The sequence below is a fragment of the Sphingomonas sp. S2M10 genome (genome assembly GCF_012650175.1).
Lineage (GTDB): Bacteria > Pseudomonadota > Alphaproteobacteria > Sphingomonadales > Sphingomonadaceae > Sphingomonas.
This window is the reverse complement of the sequence record NZ_JAAILI010000078.1, coordinates 40,243-61,917: the sequence shown is the minus strand read 5'-3', so window position 1 is coordinate 61,917 and position 21,675 is coordinate 40,243. Positions and strand designations below refer to the sequence as shown.

Below are 21,675 nucleotides of genomic sequence, written 5' to 3'. Positions count from 1 at the left end.
TTCACGCCAGCCTCATGCTCCCGCAGCACCCCAATGATCTGATCCTCGGTAAATCGGCTTCGCCGCATCGCTCGTCTCCATCTGACGAGCTAACTTACCAATGGCATGAATTCTGGGGAGCAGGTCATCTGGAACCATATCTCCCCGTCCCTAAACGCAGGCAAGATCACCGCGCCGGTGCTCTTCCTGCCACCGGAAAACGAGTATCTTTTCGGGTTACAGCTCTACACCTCGCTGCGCGATGCGGGCGGAATTGCTGACATGTACATCTTCCCGGGCGAAGGTCACTCCGCCGGGCGTGAACCCATGCATCGCTACTGGCGGTATCGGCGCGCACTCGATTGGTTCGCCTTCTGGCTCACTCAGCGGGAATACGCTTCCCCGGACACGGTCGATCAGTATCGCGGATGGAGGGAGTTGCGGGAGGCTCGGAATGTTACAGGCCACCTGTCGACCCAGTCGCCTGAGAAGGGGGTCTCGACCAGGATCCAGCCCAGACCTCCACATCAACCAGACTCATGATGCGCCTAATCTTCCCGGTCATTTCCGCTCGGGGATCGTCAATCGCGCGAACAACCGCATCGCGATCGATAATGTCTTGTCGCGCAAGCAGCCCATCGGCCAACAACTCTCTAATAAAGCGGCGGTTCGCTGCAAAGAGCTCGTAGAGGAAACTGCCAGGGCTCCCCTTCAATTGTCGTGTTATCAGCTCCGGGGGCAACCGATCGGCGAAGGCACCGCGAGCTGGCGCACGGTTGATTCCGCCAGAGCACCAAAGCCAGGTCGGGATACGCAGACAAAGCTCGATGATTGGCTGCGACATCAGCGGCGCTAGGTTCGGATAACTCAGCTCGCGCTCGAAACCCTCGAGATGATTCTGGATACCGATTATCTGGGCGATATGAGCGGCTTTGCCTGGGAGGGTGCCTGGTGGGCAAAACAGGTGGGGATGCGAGCCGACGCTTTCGCCCGCGTCAATGCAATTGCCCGTCAGGAAGGTCTGATCACGCGGCCACCGGAATTGCGCATCCCGAAACCACGCCCGACGGAACCCCAGTGCAAGAAGCAATGGCACGCCATGATCGGAGAGACGGCTAATGTCGCGAGCGCTCTGCCACAGACCTTTGATTGAGCTTCCCCTCAGAAGACGATCCGCGAGCGGCGCCACCGATTGGAGAGCGCAAAAGACGTTGTCGCCGCCGGCTCCGGAAAAGAACGCATCGGCCCCGGTCCGGCGAGCCAGGTCGATGAATTTGCGGTTCCCCGCCTGAGCGAACGCGCGCGCCACGGGACGCGGGAGGTGAGCCGCTGCCGACACACTGAGGTCGACTTCCCCAATGTCCTCGATAGACTCCGTGAGTGTTGCTTCGAATGCGCCCGCCACTAGTCGAGCATATGTTCGTTCATCGCCGCTTGGATCCTTGGTGGCCAGTGTCAGGCAACTCAAAGGTACGCCGGCGCTGTGCACGCACGCAGCGACAATCGATGAGTCCAGCCCTCCCGACACGCCGATCGCAATGTGTCGAAACTCCCTAGCCCACTCGGCGACGCACATCTCGACAGTGCGGCGCAGCTCCTGCCGAGCAACACGCGCGTCACAGATTTCGGAGCTTCGCGGGGTAAAATCCCAAGGGTTCCACGCCTGCTTCAGCTCGATTCCCTGCGGCCCTGCAACAAGGGCCTCTCCCCCGAGCAGCTCGGTCACGCCGATCAGCGATGTCCGGGCAGAGCGATGATGATCAGCTAACAGGTGGGCGCTGATGGCCACCCAATCGACCTGGGGGGAAAGAAACCCAGACCTGATGAGAAGCTCGATATCCGATGCGACGACGACGACGCCTTTTCCCAACACATAGTAGCAAGGCAGGAATCCAGATGGGTCGCGGAGGATCGTTAGTGTCTTGCCGGCGGGATCGGAGAGGAAGGCAACGTAACCGCCCCAATAGCGCGACAGCAAATTTTCGACGGGGTCATGGGATGGATCGTGGTCCGGTGGTCCAACTTGCTGGACCGCGCCCCGCCTGCCGTCGCGTCGGAAAAGAGTTCCAACGACAAAGCCTTTGCCGCGCTCGAACGTAATGGTCTGGCAATTCGCCAAGAAGAAGCACGCATCGCCGACGAAACCAATTTCAGCCAGTTCTGGGCATTTGGCGGCGACAGCGGCGCACAGCGATCGATCCAGCGCCGGTGCTCCGGACGAGGCTATCAGGGCCAGATAGCGTTTCGGCATCAGATGACCATGATAGGTGTGAAGAGTCTGACATGTTCCAGACGATCGCTCAAAATTGCGCCGCCTTGTTGCACCCAGCAGTGGGCGACAAATGGTCGGACAGCGACGCCGAAAACGAGGTCAGCGGAAACTCCTCGGCTGAGCAGGCGGTCCATGATTGCCAAGGAATAGGGCAGGCAGCGATTGTGCGAGGCGACGACCTTGCCGAGCGCCCGGAACGCCATTGCGGTTGCGGCGCGCACCTCAGATCCATCGGGCCTGCATGAGGACGCAAGCGCACGCTTCCTATCTTCAATAGTGGTCAGAATGGTCGAAAGGTTTGACACTCGAAGGCCGCGTGTGGCGCGGAACAGCGACGCCGCGGCGTTGGCTCTGCCCCATACGCTCGTCGGTTCGTCGCGGTCCCACAGACTCGCGCTGGGGGGGGCATCGTAGCTGCATGCAGCAATAGGTGCTCCCAATCGATCGTGTTGGATTATCCCGGCGTCGATCAGTTCGGTTGTGCTGCTGGATGCGTGATTAGGCACGGACCCGCAGAGAAGACCAAGGAATGATGCCTCCTTTTCGCCAGCGAGAGCGAAGTAGCGGTCCCTGTTCCGGTCGAGGAAGATGGGCCGGTCTCCCGCAATACAGAAGTACACCCCTGCCCTCAGCGTATAATCCATTGGTCATCCACCCTAGAAGAAGCGGCGCGCGGGCATCCCGCGCGCCGCCAAGTAAGGCAGTCAGTCGGCAGCGAGGCCGGTGCCGAGGAATCCGCCCTGCGAGTCGATTTCGGGCTGGACGGCCCCCTTCGTCTCGCCGCTCACGGCGCCGAGTTCGATCACGTCGTTCTGCTGTTCGTCATTGCGATGCATGACACGCTCCTCTTGATCCGCCGCGACTATTCACGGCAATCCAAAGTTAGCGCGGCCGGGATTACTCCGGACCCATAGATATCTGGACAATCTGGCGTGATATCCGAGCAGTTTGGCTTTGCCAGGACCGACCGTTGCCCCGGCCCCGCCGGAAAGCGCTTAAATCTGCGGCTTAACCGCTTGAAGAGTGATCGGCCTGATCATGGATAACGTCTTGTTGATGGACGATTCTCCGCTCGTGATAGCTCTCTATGCGTCGATGGATGCTCTTATGGACATCAACAACTTCCGAATTCATCATCGTGCGGAGCTCTTTGGCGGCATCGGCGACGTTTGCGGCGCCATCGACTCGCGGATAGAATAGCCTCTCGTTGATCTGCCCTATCGTCGCAGCTGCCTCCGGATTCCCGGTTGCCGCCGCAAGTGCCAGGAATATCGATCCGGTCAGCTTGGCGATATCAACCGGCGTATCCCCGATTTCGTCTGGTGAAAACTGGGCCAAGGTCTGACTGAGGACAGACCTCTTTATTCGCTGGGTCAGGCATAATAGCAGATGCGCATTCCAGGCGTAGAGGTGTATCAATTCCTGCGGCGTCGCGAGGGCCACCCGGAAGCCGCCAGCGCTGTCGGGCTCTAACAGGCGCTCTCCCATGAGACGACATGCCGCCTCCCGGACGGGCGTTTTGCTCGATCCGTGACGGTCCGCGATATCCGAGATGTCGAGCCTCTCGCCCGCATGATAGCGGCCGGCCAGATATTCCGCCTTCAAGGCCCGATAGACGCGCTCCTGAGTAATCGGGTCGAGCGCCGCCATCAGCTGGCTCCGGCCGCCATCGACGGCGAGCGCCACCTGGGTGTGAGCGCATTGGTCAGCTGACTCAGATTCCGCTCTGCGATGACCTCGATGCAGAGGCGCTCGAGATCACAGAGGTCGCCGCCACCGAGTTGCTTTGGAAAGCACATACGCTGGCCTGCGAACAACAGGGGTATGAGAATGTGGCCCGACGAAAGACCGAGTTGGTATGTGCAGCGCAAATGGTCGTCGAGCTTGGACTTGGGATTCCCGGACTCGATCTCCCGCAGCCAGCGCACTCCCATGCCGAGATCGCGCGCCAGTTCGCGTTGTGTTATGCCAACCCTCTTTCGTGCTTCCTCGATCTGCCGTCCGGACTGTTCCTTGACGTACGAAAGCGGTCCTTCAGCAACGGAAGCCGCGCATTCTAGCGACATTTCCGCGTCTCCTTATACGGGAGATACCGCCCGCCAAGGCCATTCCGACGAACCAAAGCTAGGTGTGCATACCACCAGTGTCAAACGGAACTGCGTGCCAATTTGGCCAAGTTTTTGCTTGTAGGTAACTGAAACTGGGCGGCAATTCCGAGCATCGCCGTCTCCTCCCTCCGCCGCATATTGGGCGATGCCTCTGGAAGCCCGCCGGCTCGCGCGATAGAGCCAGCGTCGTCACCATCTCGAACCGGCGTACTTTCCGAGCCGGGACGATCGTGATGCGTTACGCCCCACTCTGCGAGATTATCGCCAGCAGCATCGACCTCTTCTGACCCCATTTTAGGGAGGTGCACCGGCGCCGTGCCTCCTTATCATTCGCTCTCGATCGGGGCGGGCGCAGCAAGCGGCGCCAGCGCAGTATAATAGACCCACGCCCGCGCGAGCTGCATCGAGAGTGGGTCACGGAATACGATCTTTTGCCATCGGCCGCGCATCTGCTCGATCGCAAGCTCCGTCCCCTTTGGGGCCTTCAGCACGATCGCGGCGTCACCGGCGGGCTCGCTTCGAAATGTCGCATCCCGCGTCAAATATGCCCTTGGCAGCCCAGCCAGGAACGCTTCCTCCGATTGCGCCGCCGCCTCATGATATTGGCGCTGTTCAGCCTGCGACCTGTCGAATTTTTCGTTCAACTCACTGAAAGCCGCTTTCTCCTGCGGCCCCATCGTTTTCTCCTGCGGGATCAGCGCGTAGGCGCCAAGAAGTGTCAGGATGAAGCTGACGAACCCGACCAGCCCCATGCGCTGAAGCTCGGGAACGGTATTAGGACCAAGTCCCTGGAAAAAGCTTGTTACGAGGTCGAATAGCGAGCCTTGAAGGCGAGTGCTCTCCTCGTCCGTCTCGGCCGTGGCGATAGCTTCCGCAACGCGCTGCATCTCGATAACCGTGCGCGCGGCGAAGGCAGTCATCGTTTCGCGGACATCGTCGCTCGCGCGCAATGTCATCGTGTCGATCACCAGCATTCGCTCGGCGATCGCGCTGAACGTTGCGAACCGCGGCAGCGCCTCGGCAATCATGCGCCTGTAACTGTCGCCGGCGCTCGCCGCCGCAATCGCCGACGCCACCAGCGACTTGTTCGCGTCAAACGCCCGCACCGTGTCGAGCAGCGATGTCCCTAAATGACGTTGTTGCTCGACCAAGCCTCGATTCTGGTCGGCAATCTTGCGCGCAGTCTCACTCACTGACAGCGCCCAGGCGTTCGTCGCGAGACTCTCGAAGGCCTTCTCGCTCGATCGCTCGCGCTCGAGTGTGTCGAGAATCCCGCGATAGGGAGCGGCGAAATCAACGCCGCGCATCAATTCCCTGGCCTTTGTCGCCTGAGTGACCGCGTCGATGATCGTGCTGCCGCCAAGCGCGTGACGATAGAGCTCCGCGCGTCGACGTTCTTCACGCATAAAGCGGTCGGCGGCGCTCTCGGGAAGTCCGAAGGGATTGTTCATCATGACCCTTTTTGTCAGATAGACACGACCTGCGCGACCAACATTTGGCCAACCACCGGCAACCGCGAAGGGGTCGATCGACGCACCTCGGCGCGATCGAGCTTCGCACCGTCCAGTCCGTCAGCCCGCCTTGCCACCGTGCGCTGAATGGCTGGCGGGCAGTTTAGCGCGCTCGAACGCGGCCAGCAGCGCAGCGTGGTCCGCCTGGGCCATTTGCTGGAGCGCCAGGATGTAAATGATGCCCAGAGACGGTGGCTCTCCATCCGGCATCGCTGATTGCGTTCTAGCCGCGATCCGCGATGCAACATCCCAAAGGCGGTGCGGTGCCCCGACATGATGTTCCTCGGTGCCGCTAAGCGGTGAAGCCCGCAGCGCGACCAATGCCTCGACGATCGCCTTCACCGGAATTGTGTCGAGATGGTTCACCGCGACATGGAGCGTGGTCCCCCAGGCGATCAGGGACCGCGTGGTCCGGATCAGATGGCAGTGCGAGTCGATAAGCACGTCCATCCCTGCCGGCGACAACCGGAGTTTGAAGGTTCTCGTTGCCCTGCCCATTCGCCAGCTACCTCCTTCCCGATAGCAATTTTCGCCGATTAGAGAGCGGAAACGGGCGGCTCCCTACTCCGGCGCTTATCGAAGCGGCAATGAAGTGCCGCTCGGGATCGTTTTACGTCCTTCCGATCATTTGATGGTTTCGATCCTCCAAATCATGGACTTACAAGCTTTCTTTCGCCGCTTCGGCACTTCAGTGCCCTGCCTATTGCGAGCATTTCACGACAGCTTCATTGCTCGCTTCGCACCAGATCGGTGGTCACCAGCGAAGCCCGGTACGGCCCGCAGCCAGACGATCGGCACCTGAAAACCTGAACTGAAGCGCGGTTTCGCGCCACGAGGAGACACGTCTCATGACGAACGCACGCCCCTTGTCCGGGCTCGGTGTGATCCTGGCGATCACCCTGGCTACGACCGGCGCCCATGCACAGCAATATCGGCCCGACGCCGAGGGCTATCCCTGCACCGCCAGGGATCGCCTGACGATCATCCAGGACGATCAGGGCTATTCGATCCGCAGCCAGCCTGTCGCGGCTCAGGTGACGAAAGAGGCGTCGGCGACCGGGATCGCGATCGGGAAGGCACTACGCCTCGACGCCAAGATCTTCGGTCTTGTCGACCAGGCTAAAGCGGAGGCGTCCCATGCGCCGCGCCGCTGAACTGCTCTCCGCCGCGCTGCTGTTCACCGGCACCCCAGCCCTCTCGCAGGAAGCGCCGGAGGGTCCCCAGTCGGAACCGCTAACCCTCGCGGCTGCGGAGGCTCAACAGCAGCTGCGCCAGACCTTCACCAACCTCAGTTTCGAGGATTTCGGACCGGCGCCTGTGAAGGGTCCTCTCTACCAGGCAACAGCCGGCGGCCGCATCATCTATTTCGCTCCGGAAAGCGGGCATCTCCTGTTCGCGGCCGTCTACGACAAGAACGGCCTCAACGTTACCGCGATGGCGCAGGACGAAAGTGCCAGAAAGCGGGTCGGCGCCATTGATCCAGCCGGGGCGCTCGTTATCGGCCCGGCGGGCGCGCCGCAGGTCATCGAGTTCACCGATCCCGACTGCCCCTATTGCCATGCCCTTGACCGGTTCTGGGCGGCAAAGTCCGCGGAGGGCAAGGCCGTCCAGCGGCTGATCTATTTCGTGAGCGGGATCCATCCGGAAGCCGCCGCCAAAGCCGAACATATCCTGTGTTCGGCAGACAAGGTCGCGGCCTTCAAGGCGATCTATGCGGGCGCCCGACCGACCACGTTGCTCAAATGCGAAGCCGGGCGCGAGAAAGTCGCCAAGGACGCGATGACCGTCAGGAAGATGGGCGTGTCGGGGACCCCGACGCTGTTCGTCGATGGCAAGCTGATCTCCGGATTCCAGCAGGCCGAGCTCGAGGCGTTCCTCGAGCAGAAGCAGGGGCAAGCCAATGGCCACCCCTGATCCACGAGCCGTGACCGCGCGCGAGCGTGCTCCACTCAATCTGGCGGGCCTCATCCGCGCCCCGCGCCAGCGCTCAGCCGAGCGCGCGCCGGGCTACGAGAGGGCCGGGATGCCGGCGGTCGCGCTCCTCCGGAGCCGTCCAGCGTCGCCGTCGGCCGACAACGATTCCCATCGGTGCCGGCAGGCATGTGTTTGGACGGCTCCGCACCCAAGGAGACCATCAATGCTCAAGATGCTTCGGGGCCGGACGTTCCGCACGATCGACGCGGCCGTCCTGATCCTGCTCGCCGCACTCGCGGGGACGACCATGGCCCACGCCTTCACCGCTCCCGCGGCGGGCGATCTCGGTTACGATATCTACGACATTGTCGTGAACCAGGGCGTCAAGGGCCCGCTCGGTTTCGTCGCGGGCGTCGCCGCCTTCCTGTTCGGCGTCAGTCGCCTGTTCAGCAACATCATGATCGGCATTCCGACGATCGTGGCTGCCGTCTGCCTGATCAAGGCGGACAGCATCCTCCAGACCTTCGGCATGGTGATCTGACGCATCGGCGTGCGGGCCGGCGCGACCGGTCCAGCACGCCTTCCGGGACGGGGGGTGATGGTCATTCCCCGGAAGTCACGCTGACGGCGTGATGAAGCAAGGGAGAAGGGCGTTGGACGAACGTCTTCCACAGTTCCTGCATCGGCCGGTCCAGATCCTCTGGTTCGATAGCCAGGAATTCATTGTGGTCATGTCGACCATCTTCGTCGCCGTCATCGTCGGCGGAATGATCGGCTGGGCGCTCCTCGGTGTCCTTCTCCTCTTCATCCCCTGGAAGCGCAGCAAGCCGCGCGGGTTCATCCCGCACCTCGCCTGGCGCTGGGGGCTCCTCAAATTCCGCAACTATCCGGGTCCGACCCAGACCCGCTTCTTCGAGTAGCGAACATGCCCCACCCCTCCAGACGCAAACAGGCAGCCGACATGATCGGCGACGTGCGCCCGAGCTGGCACCTGCACCGGTATCTGCAGGGCTCGGCGAACCTGTTCGAAGAGAACCGGCTGCTCAAGTTCGCGATTGCCGGCCTGTTCGGCATCACGGCGGTGCTGGGCGCGGTCGTCTACACCTCGAACCAGAATGCGCGGACGGTGATCGTCCCGTTCGGTGCGAGCGGCGATCTGTACGTCACCGGCAACAAGCCTTCGGCGACCTACCTGCGTACGATCACGCGCAACATCGTCAGCATGGCGGGGACCTATTCATCCTATTCCGCCGACCGCCAATTCCAGGAGCTGCTGAGCCTCGTCCATCCGAGCGCCTTCAACGGCCTGCGCGACAGCCTCAACCGGCTGCTCGACGAGCTCAACAGCAATTCGACGCTCTCGATCGCCACCTACATCCGCTCCGATCTGCCGGTGACGTACACCGACAATGAGATCGTCGTGCCCGTGGAGAAAGTCCGGGTGATCGGCGGCGTGATCCGCAAGTTCCGCGGCAATCTGCGCATTCGCTACGCGATCGACAATGGCCGCTTCTGGCTGACCGCCCTTCAGGAGGAGAATTTCAATGCCGAGATTCGGTAGAAGGAGCCGTGTGCGCCTATCGGCGCTTGCCTGCGGCCTCGCCGCGCTGACGGCTGCTGCGCCGGCAGTCGCCCAATCTATCGCAGCGCTGCCCGATCAGACCAGCCGCGTCCGGCTCTCGAACCGCGACGTCAATCACGTCGTCTGCGTCGGCGGCGACATCGAGGACGTCAAATTTTCGGCCGAGAAGGGTCTCGCCGTCGAGCGCGGCGGCTCGGACGCCTGGGTCAAGTTCCTGTTGCTCGAGACCGACGATATGGGGGCCAAGACGCGCACCTATGTGACGACGCCGTCCGAGTTCTTCGTCTCGTGCAACGGCGCGATCTACCCGCTCTATGCGGAGCCCGCCGATATCCCGGCGCAAACCGTCACCCTGGTGCCCGGCGCCACCCAGCGGGCGCGGGCGAACGACGCGCTGCTTGGACCCCTAGTCGAGGAGGAGCGCGCGGTCGGGATCGTCCTCGCGCTCCTTCAGGACCGCGTTCCCGCATCGTTCACCGAGGTGGCGCCAAGCCGCGAGCGGCTGACGCTCCCCGACCTTCCCGGCGTTCAGATTGGCGAACGACGGCGGCTCGCGATCGAAGGTGCCGGGCTCTCGGCCAGCGAGTATCTGGTGAGCAGTACGGACGCGGTGTCGCTTGAGGAGCGCGCCTTCCTCGATGGCGCGTTCGGGCCGGACATCTTCGCGGTGACGCTCGACCGGCTCACGCTGGCTCCAAGCCAGAGCGCGCGCCTTATCGTCGTGCGCCGGAGTATCGCACAATGAGCGCCGGCCCCGACACCGGTGCACCCGAGCCAGCGCCGCTTCCCGAACGCCATGACGCCGCGGCGGGCGCAGCACTCGACAGCGGCGCCGATCGTCCGGCACTGCTCGATCTGCGATCGCAATGGTCCCGCCTCACCTCCGATCAACGGCTCCGTGCCAAACAGATCAGCGTGGCGGCGACGATCGCGGTGCTGGGCTATGGTCTTTATTCCGCAAGTTCGAGCGGCACCAAGGAACAAGCGCCGGTGCCCGAAGCCTCGAAGCTCGACATGGGCGCGGGGCTCCGTGGCGACAGTCTCGAGCTGAAGATGCGGGGCGACCTGCAGAAGATCCTCGACGGCCAGTCGCTGCTCGGCGAGCGCGTGACCGCCATCGAAGAAGGCAAGATCGCCCCCGGTGGGACCGCGGGGCACGCCCCTCCCGACGGCACCGACGCGGGTCTGCCCCCGGCTCTGCCTGGCGAGGTCCCGGCCTATCCGCCTGCGCCGCCCGAGGCGAGCGGCGAGGCTGGGTCGCTGCCCCCACCGCCTGCGGCGCCTTCCGCACCTCCCGCCCCGCCCGCGCCGCCGACCGAGCGGCAGGTCGGCGCGATCGGCGCGGCGATCTCCGCGCCAGCGAGCGAGGGAGGCGCAGCCGGCGGGGCGCGGTCAAAAAAAGCCAATCGCACGATCTATTTGCCGCCTGGTTTCATGAAGGCGCGGCTTCTGACCGGAGTGGACGCACTCGCGAGCCGCGATGCGACGAGCAATCCCGAACCGATCATCGCGCGTGTTCAGGCGCCCGCCGTCCTGCCGAATGACGTGAAGGCAAACCTGTCCGGATGCTTCGTAATCGGCAACGCGACCGGAAGCCTCGCGAAGGAGCGGGTCGAGATCCAGCTCGTTTCGATCTCCTGCGTCGATTTCGACGAACATGCCGTGGTCGACCAGCCGATCAAGGGCTTCTTCGTCGACGCGGATGGCAAGAAGGGCCTGTCCGGCAAGGTCGTGACCCGCGCCGGGGCGACCCTCGCGCGCTCGTTCATTGCCGGCACGATCGCGGGCATCTCCCAGTCGGTCGAAGGCACGTTCGGCGACGTCTCGACATCGGCTCTCGGCAGCGTGCGCACGCTCGATGCGGGAGACGCGGCCAAATCAGGCGTCGCCTCCGGGCTCTCGCGCTCCTCGGACAAACTCACCGATTTCTATCTCGATCTCGCCCGTCAGGCGGGCCCGGTGGTCGAGGTGGGGGCCGCGAAGGATGTCGTGGTCGTCATCCAGGAGGGCCTCGCCCTCGAAATCAAACCCTCGGTCGGAGCAAAGTTCTGATGCGCCGCCCGCCCGTCTTCCAGGGAGCCCCCGCCATGCCAAGATTTCCCTCGCGCGCAGGCGCGCTCGCGCTCGCCGGCGCCAGCCTCCTCCTTTCGGGATGCGCGACGATGGGGTCGCTCATGTCGCCCTATCCGGAGAAGTTCAGCTGCAAGAATGACGACCATGGCCAATGCATCCATCCTGAGCGGGCTTATGAGGATGCGGTTGCGGGTGTCGCCTCGACATCCGACCCGGCGGTCACCAACGACCGCAAGAAGCTCCGCGACCAGTCAGCCGAAGCCCGCGTGCGGGGCAGGGGCAAGGCCGCGGTCCCGAGCGCCTATGCCGGATATCGCGCCAGCGTCTATCAGGAGCTCAAGGGCCTGATCGAAGCGCCGGTGACGCCGATGCTCAAGCCCGCCCGGACGATCCGCACGCTGATCCTGCCCTATGCCGACAGGCAACGGCCCGACCGGCTCTACATGCCTCGCTACGTTTACTCGATCGTCGACAAGCCCGTCTGGGTGGTCGGCGGCACCCTCGTCGCGCCGCCCAGCCAGGCCGCCAGCGCGCCGATCCTGGGCCAGGTCCGGGAGTCGGCCGCGGTGGCCGATGGCGCGGAGGAGGCGGCGCATGCCGTGGCTGGGACCCGCGCGCTGACGGAACCGAAGCAATGAGCGGTCCCGGCAGCAGGAACGGGGGGCTCACCTATGCGCGCCTCCGCAACGCGGTCCGCCGCGACGCCTATTCGGATTATCTGCCGCTGGTTGCCTGGGACGAGGAGACCGAGGCCTTCCTGTGCATCGACGATTGCTGGGGCCATGCCTGGGAGATCGTGCCGACCGCGTATATGTTCGCGCACGTCCAGGGAGCACTGCAGGGCCTTCTCAATATCCACTTCCCGGATGGCACGGTCCTCCAGCTCCACACCTTTGCCGACCCGCTGATCGACGACGCGCTCGACGCCTTTCTCGACCTCAAGACCCGCGACGATCCGCTGATCCAGGCCTCGGCGCGCCATACCCGCGAATATCTCAGCCAAGGACGACACGGCCTGAAAGCCCTGCACGGCATCCCGGTGCGCAACTTCCGCACTTTGCTGTCGATCAAGACGCGCCGCCCCCTCGGCGAGGATCTTCGGCGCCAGGTGGAAGAACAGCTCGCCAAGCTCGGCATCCGCCGGCTCCCCCCTGAAGAGATGGTCGCTTTCTACCGACGCATTTTCAACGGCGTCGCCCGGCCCGCACCCGGCGTCTTCGCCGATGGCGCGACGATCGGCGCGCCATCGCTCGCCAAGCAGATCATTGATGCGGGACCGGACCTGGTGTTCGAGGGCCAGGAGGTCTTTCTCGGCGACCAGGTCGCGCGATGCCTGACGCCCAAGGCGCCCGCCCGCCGGATCACCGCGGAACGCGCCAACCGGCTGCTCGGCGGCATGCGCGGCTCGGCCGAGGACAGCGACCAGATCGGCGGCCCGTTCCTCTACACGCTCAACATCCTGTTCGATCATTCGCAGTTCGAGATTCACAAGCGCGCGCAGATCCTCTCGGCGCAGAAAGCGGCGGGCTCGTTCGCGGTGGAGGTCGGCAAGCAGATTGAGGAGATCGGCTGGATCCTGGACGAGGCGGGCAATTCCAAGTTCGTCCGCGTCATTCCGACGATCTGGGTGTTCGGCCGCGACCGTGCCCATGCCCGCGATCTCGCCGCGCGCGCCAAGCGCCTGTGGGAAGGCGAACCGCTGCCCTTCTCGATGCAGGAAGAGAGCTATCTCAACCCGACCTTGCTGACGATGAGCCTGCCGTTCGGGCTCTATCCGGACCGCACGACGATGCGCATGCTCGAGCGTGACTTCCGCATGCCGGTGAAGGCGGCGGTGCTGATGGCGCCGATCCAGACCGACTTCCGCGGCGGCGGGCGCCCTGCCCTCCTTTATACGGGCCGCAAGGGTCAGCTGATCACGCTCGATCTCTTCGATCCCCGCATCAACAATTACAACTTCATCGTCTCGGCCGAATCCGGCGCGGGCAAGAGCTTCCTGCTCAACAATCTGTGCCAGCAATATTACGCTTGCGGCGCGCTGATCCGGATCATCGATATCGGCGGGAGCTATCGCAAACTCTGCACGCTTTGCTCGGGTCGCTATATCGACATCGGCGAGGAGCAGCTCGTCCTCAATCCTTTCGACATGGGGCTTGCGCTCGACGGCGACGACAAACAGTCCGCCATCACCATGGCGGTCGCGATCGTCGCCGAGATGGCGAACGCCTCGACCCGCAAGGGCGTCACGACGTCCGAATGGAATTTGCTGAAGTCGGCGGTCCAATGGACGATCGATACAGGCCGCGCCGACCACGGCATCGATTCGGTGCGCGAATGGCTCGGCACCTATCCGGCCCATGCCGGCAGCGATCTCGACCGGGTCGAGCATCTCGTGCCGACGTCGCGCGAACTGGCGTTCAACCTGCGCGATTTCGGGTCGGACGGCGCCTACGGCCATTATTTCAACGGCCCCTCGACGCTCGACATTCGAAATGACGAGTTCGTCGTGCTCGAGCTCGAGCGCCTGAAGTCCATGCCCGATCTCTTCAACGTGATCGTGATGGTCGTGGTGAACGCGGTCACGCAGGAGCTTTATCTCTCCGCCCGCGATCGGCCGCGCTTTGTGCTCTGCGACGAAGCTGCGCAGTTCATGACCCGCACCGAAGGCCAGGATCTGAGCCGCCTCGCCGAAGCATTCGGCCAGGGCTATCGGCGCGCGCGCAAATATCGCGGCTCGTTCGGTATCGTCCTCCAGTCGATGAATGACCTGACCCTGTTCGGCGGCACCGGCCAGGTCATCCTCGAAAATGCTGCGACGCGTTTCCTGCTCCAGGGCTCGACCTATGACCGCGCGGTCGAGAACAAGATCCTCGACTATTCCGGGTTCGTCCTCGACCTGCTGAAGTCGGTCCGCAACTCCAAACCCAATTACAGCGAAGTCTTCATCGACTCGCCGCTCGGTCTCGGCATCGCACGGCTCGTCGTCGATCCCTTCTCCTACTGGATCAACACGTCGGCCCCGGACGAGGTCGCCGCTTTCGAAGCGTTGCTCCGGCATGGGCTCTCGCCCCTGGAGGCGGTGTGCCGGCTCGCCGGCGTCGATCCCGCCGAAATCCTCGGACCGGCGGGCCCGGTCGCCCAGGCTGCGGAGTGATGGCCATGGTCCGCTCCACGAGACCGCACCCCGATCAGCTGCCGCTCTCGCTCGGCTCGGAGGATGAGCTCGAAGCGATCATCGAAGCGCGCGTCGCCGCGCGGTGCGAGGCCGAGTCCTTCGTCTGGAAGTTTCGGCTTGTCGCGATCGAGACCGTGCTGATGGGCGTGCTGATCGCTGCCGCCGGCATGGCACTCGATCAGCCCCCTGCCATGGTCGCCCGCGCGGCGCTGATCGTGGCGGCCTCCTGTCTTGCCAGCGGGCTCCTGCTGCTGGGCCTCTCGGTCTGGAGCGCCCGCCTGCTCGCCCGCTTCAAGCAACGGAGGGCGTCATGAGTGGCTTGCTCTCGGGGAAACCCTCGCCCGGTTCGGTGCGCCTCGCCGTCGGCGGCTTCGTCCTGCTGTTCGTGCAGACTTATCTGCTGATGCTTGCACCGGGTGTGGCCGAGCGGCTGGGGCTGATGGTCTGGATCGTGACCTTCGTGTCCGGCGCTTCCTTCATCGGCGCGCTCGTCGGTCCGCCCGATACTCCCACCACACCCTGGAGGCGCCGCCATGGCCGCTGATCTCCCCTTCCCGCCCCGCGCCCGTCGCGTGGCGCTTGGCCAGGCCGCGACCGTCGCGCTGCTCGTCGTGGCCGCCGGCACCATCGCCATCGCCGCCGACGCCCAGACTGCACAGTCAGCTCCGACGGCACGCAGCACGATCGGGCGGACCTGGCCGATTGCCGAGCCCGATGCGCTGTCCGAGATCGAGGCCAAGGTTGCGACGCTGCCGCGCGACATGTCGAAGGCATTCGGTCCGCGCGACAAATGGAGCGCGCTCAAGTCCGCGCCGCTCGCGCCGGCGACTGCCGATCGCACCCGCACCGTCGTCCCCTTTTACACGCTCGATTTCGACATCACGCTGCCGGGCGGTAAGACGCTCTACCCCAAGGGCTTCACCTTCAACCCGCTGACCTTCGTGAAGCTGCCGCAGCGGCTTGTCGTCGTGCATCCGCGCGATCTCGCCTGGGCGCTGCGGACCGCGAGGCAGAGCGATTTCATCCTGCTGACCGCACTCGGACAAGAGAATGGCGATCCGATAACGCTGACCGAGAAGACGGGCCGCGCGATCTACATCCTCGAGGAGCGGGTCAAGGAACGGCTCGGCCTCACCGTCGCGCCCGTCGTGGTTGCGCAGGCGGGGCAGAAGCTTGTGCTCACCGAGTTCGGGCCGCGCAGTCGCAAACTGGCGGACATCGTACCGGGAGCAGCGCGATGACTCGGCGCTGGCCCATCTTCCTCATCGGCATCGCCCTCGGCGTCGCCGCGTCGCTCGGCTGGCCGGGTCAGGCGCATGCCTCCAAATGCGAGAGCGGCGTCTTCAATCCGATCACCAAGGTCCGCTGGACCTGCATCTTCCCGATCACGGTCGGCGGCATCCGGGTCGGAAGCTACGACAAGCTCGACAAGGCGCTCGATGCGCAATCGGCGTCGAAGCCGCTCTGCGCGTGCCGAAAGGGCGTGCAGTTCTGGTTCGGGGTCAAGGTCTCCTACTGGTCTCCCAACCGCATGGTCGATGTGGTGACCGAGCCCGGCTGCATGATGGCGCTCGGTGCCGATCTCATGAAGACGGGTGGCAGGCTGCAGGGCAGCCAGTCGTCGATCGCCGATGGCACCAACACGCGCAAGATGTTCGCACAGATGCATTATTACATCTCGCCGGTCTGGGCGATGCTCGACATGTTCACCGATCTTCCCTGCCTGGAGGATGACGGGTTCGATGTCGCGCTGATCACCGAGGTGCTGCCAACGTGGCAGTCGGGGACACTCGGCGCGATCATCCAGCCCGAAGGCATTTTGTTCGGCAATCCCGCCGCGGGTCTCGCCTGCATGGGCGACAGCGCAGCAGCGGCTGCGGGCAACGTCATCGATCCCCTTTTCTGGTGCATGGGCAGCTGGGGCGCGACCTATCCGATCGCCGGCGATATCCATTTCGACGACAGTGTCGAGGCCTGGGCGGGGCTCGCCGCGCGCGGCACGTTCATGATGGGGCGGCTTGGCGCGCTCACAATTTCCTCGTCCGACGGCTGCTCGTTCAAACCCAGCCCGATCTGGACCAAGTCGCGCTACAAGCTCCAGCTGATGGAGCCGGTCAAGGGCGGCAAGTGCGTCAATATCGGCAGGCCCGGCTCGCTGTGGACCAGCGGCAAACACGCGCCGGGCAAGGACAATGCCCAGTTCATGCTCTTCGAGAAGGTGATCTGCTGCGCCGGGATCCCGGTGCCATGAGCGGATCGCCTGTCCCCCACCCCTTTCCCGAACGTCTCGTGGACGCCGCCGGCATATACCGGAGGTCTGCCCGCCAAGGCCCTGACGGCCGCCGGCGCGCGCACGAGACAGGAGCGGCGTCGAAGCCCCCCTGCGGCGCCGCTCCACCCCCGGCCAGCGCGGTCGTTTCGCTCCCCCCACGCTCCAGATGCTCTCCTCTCGTCTGGACCGTGAAAGCGACCGCGCTGGCCACCCTGTTCCTGCCCGCGGCCGTGCTCGCCCAGTCGATGGAAGATCGCGCGCGCACCGCGGCCGAGGCCTCCCGCGCCAAATCGGCCGACAGTGAAGCGATCCAGCGCAACTATGTGACGCCCGGCCTCTCCGGCCAGCCGATCACCACGGTCGATAGCAGCAAGACATTCACGCCCAACCTCGCCTGCCAGAAGACGGCGACGCTGATGGAAGTGGTGGTGCAGCCGGCCTCGACCGGAGACCTCGGCACGGTCCAGATCGCCCGCGACACGGATATGGACGGCACTGTCGACAGCCGCATCACCCTGCCCGTCCCGGTCTCCGGCATTTGCGCGAACGGCGTGATCTCGTGCCAGCCCGGCAGCTGGAGCCTGTGCAACTATTTCCGCTGGGACGTGGACGCCGCTCGCCGCCTCAAGCTCACCGAGGTCAACATGCCCGAACTCGCCGGCTGCTACTGCATCAACAATAGCTGCGGCGCCAATCTCGCCTGGGGCAACCTTCCCTCGGTGCTGGGCGATCTTGGCGGCGGGATGATCGGCGCGTTGACCACGGCGGACCCAAGGATCGGGGTCGCGCAGGCGGTGATCGACGGACCGAGCATCCGCTATGTCGGCGCGCAATCGACCGCCTGCTCGAGCAATCCGGAGCTGCCGCAGACTGTCTATCGGGCGACGCCCAATGCGCTTGCCGGGGACGCGGTCGCTGCATCGACCGGCAACGCGGTGTTCCAAGCGCTCGCCGCCTCGCCCGCTGGGTCGGCCAAGGGACAGCAAACACGCCGCTGCACGATCGAGCGGCAGGTCGCGATGGACGAGGTCGGCCCCGACGACATCATCTCGCGGGTCGCCGGCGGTTATTCTGAAGTGCGCAGCCCTACGTCGATCGACTGGCTGATGGGATCGCCCACGGACGATTCACTGCGCGGCGGCAATTGCCGGCTGTTCGACTATCGGATGGTGCTGCACGTCGGCGCGGCCGATCGCATCCGCGACGCGCGGCTGAGCCATATCTATTTCGACGACGCGGCGCAGGTCCGAATCGACGGCAATCTGGTGCTGGCCGATCCGGGCTCATGGACCTCGTCCTCGTTGCCCGGCTCCAAATGCGAACGGAGCAAGACCTGGCACAATTATCCGAACCTCGACCTCAAGCCATATCTGACGCCCGGCGACCACGAGATCTGGCTGCGGGTCGCCGTCGGCGGCGAAGGCGAAGCGTTCGCGCAAATCCATGTCGAGCTCGACACCAGCTGCCGCACCACCGAGCAGGTCGTCGATCTGTGCGCGCCCACCGCCTCGGATTCGCGCTGCCGCCTGACCGACGAGAATGTCGATGGTGTCCAGACCTTCCGGGCGGGCGTCCAGACCGGGCTGCGTCCGCTTCCTCAAACACGCATCCTCGGGAACGGTGCCTGTGCGGTCGAATTGCGGCGCGACTTCTTCTTGAAGGAGCGTAGCTACAGTTGCGAGATCGACAATGGGACGCTGCCCCAGCCCGACCTCAGCCGCGGCGCGTACATCCTCGATCGATCGACCGAGACGATGCTCGCCGATCGCACCCGCAACAGCGACGGTAGCTTCTCTGCGTCGACACGGCCGTTCGCGCTTCCGGATCGGGGCTCCGTCCCTGCCTGCGAGCCAATCTGCAAGACGCGCGCCCCGCGTGTGAACAACGCCGCCGCTCCTGCGGGGGTGGTCGGCAGCCAGCAGAACGATCCCGCCTCGTTCGACATTTTCTACCATAGCTGCGGCACGAACAATGTCTGCCCGGCAGGGCCAGGCGAGGAAATCGTCTCGGCGTGCGGCTGCCTGGACGATTTCCCGGAGGCAGTGGTGATGATGCAGACCGTCCGGCTGGCCGGTGCCGACCTCGTATGCACGGCGGCCCCGCAATGACCCGCTGGCACTTCCTCACCCCGCGCATGGCCGCCTGTTGGATGCTGGCGGGCGCCGCGCTCCTCATGGCGTCCGGCCTCGCGCACGCACAGGTCATGGCGCCGCAGCCTTCCGAGCGCGCCCTCGCGCTGCCGGTCAATCCCGAACCGGATCTGCCCGGAGAGCCGGGCGAACCCCCGGTCGATCCCGGCCCGGGCCCTGGTCCCGGTCATGGGCCTAATCCCGGGGCAGGCCAGCAGATGTGCGCGGCCGATCTCAACGGCAATGGCGACGCCAGCGACAGTGGGGAGTTCGCGTCGTGCGAGATGACGTCCGCCGGCCAGTATCAATGCCCGCTCGAGAAAGTCTCGTGCGTCGAGCAGCCCGGCGGCAGCTATAGCTGCCCGCTCGGGCCCCAATATGCCTGCCTCGCGCAGGATGGCGGGCCGGCCTGTTCGCCGAACAGTTGCGCGGATCTCTCCAGCACCCCGATCGTCGAGGAGCCCCCGGTCGACGACCCCGGCGTCCCCGCCGACGGCCCAGTCGACGCCGAGGGCAATTGCCTCGGCACCGTCGAGATCTTCAGCGGTCGCGGTATGCGCTGCCGCCCGCCCGGGATCAGCAACACGCTGTCCAATTGCTGCAAGGACAAGGGCAAGATCGTCAAGGACGGCATGGGCTCGTCGATCGGCTCGATCGGTACCAAGATCGCCGTCGCCAAAGGCGTCTTTACCGGCATGAGCGCGGCGTTCACGGCGTTCCGTGCCGGAGCGACGGCGGGCCAGGCGGCCAGCGCCGGGGCGAACGCCTTAATCATCGGGCTCGATCCGACCTCGATCGCGATCAGCCTTGCGATCAATTTCATGGTCGAGTTCCTGTTCTCCGGCTGCGACCAGCAGGACATGGAGACCGCGATGCTGCGCGGCTCGGGCATGTGCCACGAGGTCGGCAGCTATTGCACCGCGAGCTTCCTCGGCGTCTGCCTGCAAAAGGCGCGCGGCCATTGCTGCTTCAACACCAAGCTCGGTCGGATCATCCAGGAGCAGGGCCGCCCGCAGCTCAAATCCTTCAACGGAGTCGGCTGGGGCACGCCCAAAAAGCCGATCTGCCGCGGCTTCACGCCCGAGGAATTTCAGGCGCTGGATTTCAGCAAGATCGACCTCTCCGAATATTATGCGGACATCGAGGCCCGCGCCCAATCCGACATCCAGATCGATATGAAGGAGCGCGTGGATGCGTATCTCAACGCCATCGACCAATAGCGTGCTGGCGGCGCTAGGCTTGCTACTGGCGACTGCGGCGCTCGCCCAGGACTCGTCCCGCGACAAGATCCAGGACCAGGGCGACGCCGCGATGGAACGCGTGAAGGGCGCCGTGTCCCGAGCGAAGCGTGAACGGACCGACGTGCCCGATCCGAGGCTGCCGCAACCTGCCAGCGAAGCCGAACGCCGACGTGCCTTTGAAGGCCTGCGCAAACGCCTGCCCGCTCCCGCGATCGACGCGCGCGCCCGCGCCGCTTTGGCTTCGGGAGAAGCGCGCATGGCGGCAGAGCGCGAGGCGCAGGCGAAACGCCTACGCCAGGCACTCGGTCTCGAGCCCGGCGAGATGGAAGCCGTGGCGAAGGCAGGCGCTGCCCGTGCGATCAAGGCGTGGGTGCCGGTGCTGTTCGTGTCGTCCTCGATGCCGGTGCCGGTACTCCGGGCCTATGCCGCCCAGCTCGAACGCGTCCACGGCGTGATCGCGTTTCGCGGGATTCCCGGCGGGTTGCGCAAGGTCGGTCCGATGGCGAAGCTGACGGCGGAGATTTTGCGGCTCGATCCCGGCTGCGAGGGTCCGTCCTGCGCTATGCGCAGCGTCCAGGTCATCATCGACCCGATGGTATTTCGCCAGCACGCGGTCACCCGGGTGCCGGCGCTCGCGATGATCCCGGGCGACCCGACCCAGGCCTATTGCGAGCGGGAGGATGAGAGCCCGAGGGCGTCGCACGTCGTCTACGGCGACAGCGCACTCTCGGGCATGTTCGAGGAATATGCCCGGCTGGGCGGAGACAGGGAGGTACGAGATGCTCAGGCTCTTCTGGGCGCTCGCTAGCGCCCTGCTCGGCCTCTGGCCTCGGCTGCGGCGCTTGCCCGGCAAGGCCGCTGTCGCACTCGGCGCACCGGGCAATGGCGAGCCCGCGAGGCCGGAACGCTTGTGGCAGGTTCTGGCGGTCGTCCTGCCGGTTGCGCTTGTCGCTGGAATCGCGCTTCCCAAGGTCAGTCTGGTGATGACGCCGTCGATCGACGCCTTCGCGGTCCGGCAGGCGCCGGGTCCGATCGCCCGGGGTGATTATGTCATGTTCACGCTCCATCATCCGATCGCCGGTCCAAAGCCGGTCAAGGTGACCAAACATGCCCTGTGTATGCCGGGCGACCGCCTGACCAAGATCGAAAAACCCTCGGTGGCAGCGCGAAATGCCTTCGATGGCTATTATTTCTGCAATGGCGAGTTGCTCGGGGTCAGCCTGCCTTACGGCATCCACGGGCAGAAGCTCGACCATATGCAGTGGAGCGGCGTGGTCCCCGCCGGCATGATCTACGTTGGCTCGAACCATCCCAGAGGGTTCGACAGCCGCTATTTCGGCCTAGTGCCGATCGCCACTCTCACGCGCATGGAGCGATTGCTGTGATCGGCCGCCGTCCCCTGGTCGCGCTCGCTATCGC

At 64.7% G+C, this 21,675-nt stretch carries 24 protein-coding genes; 17 read left to right on the top strand and 7 right to left on the bottom strand.

Annotated features, from left to right (window positions below):
- Nucleotides 1–436 precede the first annotated feature (436 nt).
- The 7 genes from S2M10_RS18805 to S2M10_RS18780 form a co-directional block, all read right to left on the bottom strand.
- Nucleotides 437–2,230, bottom strand: coding sequence for an asparagine synthase (locus tag S2M10_RS18805; protein ID WP_168847396.1), 1,794 nt, complete (start codon nucleotides 2,228–2,230; stop codon nucleotides 437–439).
- Nucleotides 2,230–2,895 (bottom strand): lasso peptide biosynthesis B2 protein, encoded by a 666-nt coding sequence (locus S2M10_RS18800; protein WP_168847395.1) that lies wholly within the window; start codon nucleotides 2,893–2,895, stop codon nucleotides 2,230–2,232. Before S2M10_RS18800 ends, S2M10_RS18805 begins: the two co-directional genes overlap by 1 nt.
- Nucleotides 2,896–2,955: 60 nt before the next feature.
- Nucleotides 2,956–3,087: a hypothetical protein gene (locus S2M10_RS23015; protein WP_282098063.1), complete on the bottom strand. Its 132-nt coding sequence runs from the start codon at nucleotides 3,085–3,087 to the stop codon at nucleotides 2,956–2,958.
- Nucleotides 3,088–3,259: 172 nt separating this feature from the next.
- A complete protein-coding gene (locus tag S2M10_RS18795; RefSeq protein ID WP_168847394.1) occupies nucleotides 3,260–3,901 on the bottom strand; it encodes a GntR family transcriptional regulator in 642 nt (213 codons plus the stop codon).
- Nucleotides 3,901–4,317, bottom strand: coding sequence for a helix-turn-helix domain-containing protein (locus S2M10_RS18790; RefSeq protein WP_168847393.1), 417 nt, complete (start codon nucleotides 4,315–4,317; stop codon nucleotides 3,901–3,903). The genes S2M10_RS18795 and S2M10_RS18790 overlap by 1 nt, the downstream gene beginning before the upstream one ends.
- A gap of 368 nt (nucleotides 4,318–4,685) precedes the next feature.
- Entirely contained in the window at nucleotides 4,686–5,813 is a 1,128-nt protein-coding gene (locus S2M10_RS18785; protein WP_168847392.1) for a hypothetical protein, read from the bottom strand.
- Between the two features lie 117 nt (nucleotides 5,814–5,930).
- Nucleotides 5,931–6,320, bottom strand: coding sequence for a hypothetical protein (locus S2M10_RS18780; protein ID WP_168847391.1), 390 nt, complete (start codon nucleotides 6,318–6,320; stop codon nucleotides 5,931–5,933).
- A 398-nt stretch (nucleotides 6,321–6,718) separates the two neighbouring features.
- On the opposite strand from S2M10_RS18780, the gene S2M10_RS18775 reads away from it, so the two are divergent.
- The 17 genes from S2M10_RS18775 (at nucleotide 6,719) to S2M10_RS18695 (ending at nucleotide 21,641) form a co-directional block, all read left to right on the top strand.
- Nucleotides 6,719–7,024: a hypothetical protein gene (locus S2M10_RS18775; RefSeq protein WP_168847390.1), complete on the top strand. Its 306-nt coding sequence runs from the start codon at nucleotides 6,719–6,721 to the stop codon at nucleotides 7,022–7,024.
- Complete coding sequence (locus S2M10_RS18770; RefSeq protein ID WP_168847389.1) at nucleotides 7,008–7,784, top strand: DsbC family protein; 777 nt, start codon at nucleotides 7,008–7,010, stop codon at nucleotides 7,782–7,784. Before S2M10_RS18775 ends, S2M10_RS18770 begins: the two co-directional genes overlap by 17 nt.
- Before the next feature lie 223 nt (nucleotides 7,785–8,007).
- On the top strand, nucleotides 8,008–8,325 hold the full coding sequence (locus S2M10_RS18765) for a hypothetical protein (RefSeq protein ID WP_168847388.1): 318 nt from the start codon (nucleotides 8,008–8,010) through the stop codon (nucleotides 8,323–8,325).
- Nucleotides 8,326–8,437: 112 nt separating this feature from the next.
- Entirely contained in the window at nucleotides 8,438–8,704 is a 267-nt protein-coding gene (locus S2M10_RS18760) for a type IV conjugative transfer system protein TraL (protein ID WP_119749732.1), read from the top strand.
- Nucleotides 8,705–8,745: 41 nt separating this feature from the next.
- Nucleotides 8,746–9,345 carry a TraE/TraK family type IV conjugative transfer system protein gene (locus tag S2M10_RS18755; RefSeq protein ID WP_211091141.1) on the top strand — a complete coding sequence of 200 codons (600 nt, stop codon included), beginning with the start codon at nucleotides 8,746–8,748 and terminating at the stop codon, nucleotides 9,343–9,345.
- A gap of 10 nt (nucleotides 9,346–9,355) precedes the next feature.
- Nucleotides 9,356–10,111 carry a type-F conjugative transfer system secretin TraK gene (locus S2M10_RS18750; RefSeq protein ID WP_348770638.1) on the top strand — a complete coding sequence of 252 codons (756 nt, stop codon included), beginning with the start codon at nucleotides 9,356–9,358 and terminating at the stop codon, nucleotides 10,109–10,111.
- Nucleotides 10,108–11,418 (top strand): TraB/VirB10 family protein, encoded by a 1,311-nt coding sequence (locus tag S2M10_RS18745; RefSeq protein ID WP_168847385.1) that lies wholly within the window; start codon nucleotides 10,108–10,110, stop codon nucleotides 11,416–11,418. The genes S2M10_RS18750 and S2M10_RS18745 overlap by 4 nt, the downstream gene beginning before the upstream one ends.
- Before the next feature lie 35 nt (nucleotides 11,419–11,453).
- Nucleotides 11,454–12,077: a TraV family lipoprotein gene (locus S2M10_RS18740; RefSeq protein WP_168847384.1), complete on the top strand. Its 624-nt coding sequence runs from the start codon at nucleotides 11,454–11,456 to the stop codon at nucleotides 12,075–12,077.
- Nucleotides 12,074–14,593: a TraC family protein gene (locus S2M10_RS18735; protein ID WP_168847383.1), complete on the top strand. Its 2,520-nt coding sequence runs from the start codon at nucleotides 12,074–12,076 to the stop codon at nucleotides 14,591–14,593. The genes S2M10_RS18740 and S2M10_RS18735 overlap by 4 nt, the downstream gene beginning before the upstream one ends.
- Before the next feature lie 5 nt (nucleotides 14,594–14,598).
- Entirely contained in the window at nucleotides 14,599–14,928 is a 330-nt protein-coding gene (locus S2M10_RS18730) for a hypothetical protein (RefSeq protein ID WP_168847382.1), read from the top strand.
- Complete coding sequence (locus S2M10_RS18725; RefSeq protein ID WP_168847381.1) at nucleotides 14,925–15,158, top strand: hypothetical protein; 234 nt, start codon at nucleotides 14,925–14,927, stop codon at nucleotides 15,156–15,158. The genes S2M10_RS18730 and S2M10_RS18725 overlap by 4 nt, the downstream gene beginning before the upstream one ends.
- Nucleotides 15,148–15,855 (top strand): conjugal transfer protein TraW, encoded by a 708-nt coding sequence (locus tag S2M10_RS18720; RefSeq protein ID WP_211091140.1) that lies wholly within the window; start codon nucleotides 15,148–15,150, stop codon nucleotides 15,853–15,855. The genes S2M10_RS18725 and S2M10_RS18720 overlap by 11 nt, the downstream gene beginning before the upstream one ends.
- Nucleotides 15,852–16,865 carry a TraU family protein gene (locus S2M10_RS18715; RefSeq protein WP_168847380.1) on the top strand — a complete coding sequence of 338 codons (1,014 nt, stop codon included), beginning with the start codon at nucleotides 15,852–15,854 and terminating at the stop codon, nucleotides 16,863–16,865. Before S2M10_RS18720 ends, S2M10_RS18715 begins: the two co-directional genes overlap by 4 nt.
- 266 nt (nucleotides 16,866–17,131) lie before the next feature.
- Entirely contained in the window at nucleotides 17,132–18,994 is a 1,863-nt protein-coding gene (locus S2M10_RS18710) for a hypothetical protein (RefSeq protein WP_168847409.1), read from the top strand.
- 239 nt (nucleotides 18,995–19,233) lie between these two features.
- A complete protein-coding gene (traN, locus tag S2M10_RS18705; protein WP_247650913.1) occupies nucleotides 19,234–20,235 on the top strand; it encodes a conjugal transfer protein TraN in 1,002 nt (333 codons plus the stop codon).
- A complete protein-coding gene (locus S2M10_RS18700) occupies nucleotides 20,207–21,064 on the top strand; it encodes a type-F conjugative transfer system pilin assembly protein TrbC (RefSeq protein WP_168847379.1) in 858 nt (285 codons plus the stop codon). The genes traN and S2M10_RS18700 overlap by 29 nt, the downstream gene beginning before the upstream one ends.
- On the top strand, nucleotides 21,036–21,641 hold the full coding sequence (locus tag S2M10_RS18695) for a S26 family signal peptidase (protein WP_168847378.1): 606 nt from the start codon (nucleotides 21,036–21,038) through the stop codon (nucleotides 21,639–21,641). Before S2M10_RS18700 ends, S2M10_RS18695 begins: the two co-directional genes overlap by 29 nt.
- Nucleotides 21,642–21,675 lie beyond the last annotated feature (34 nt).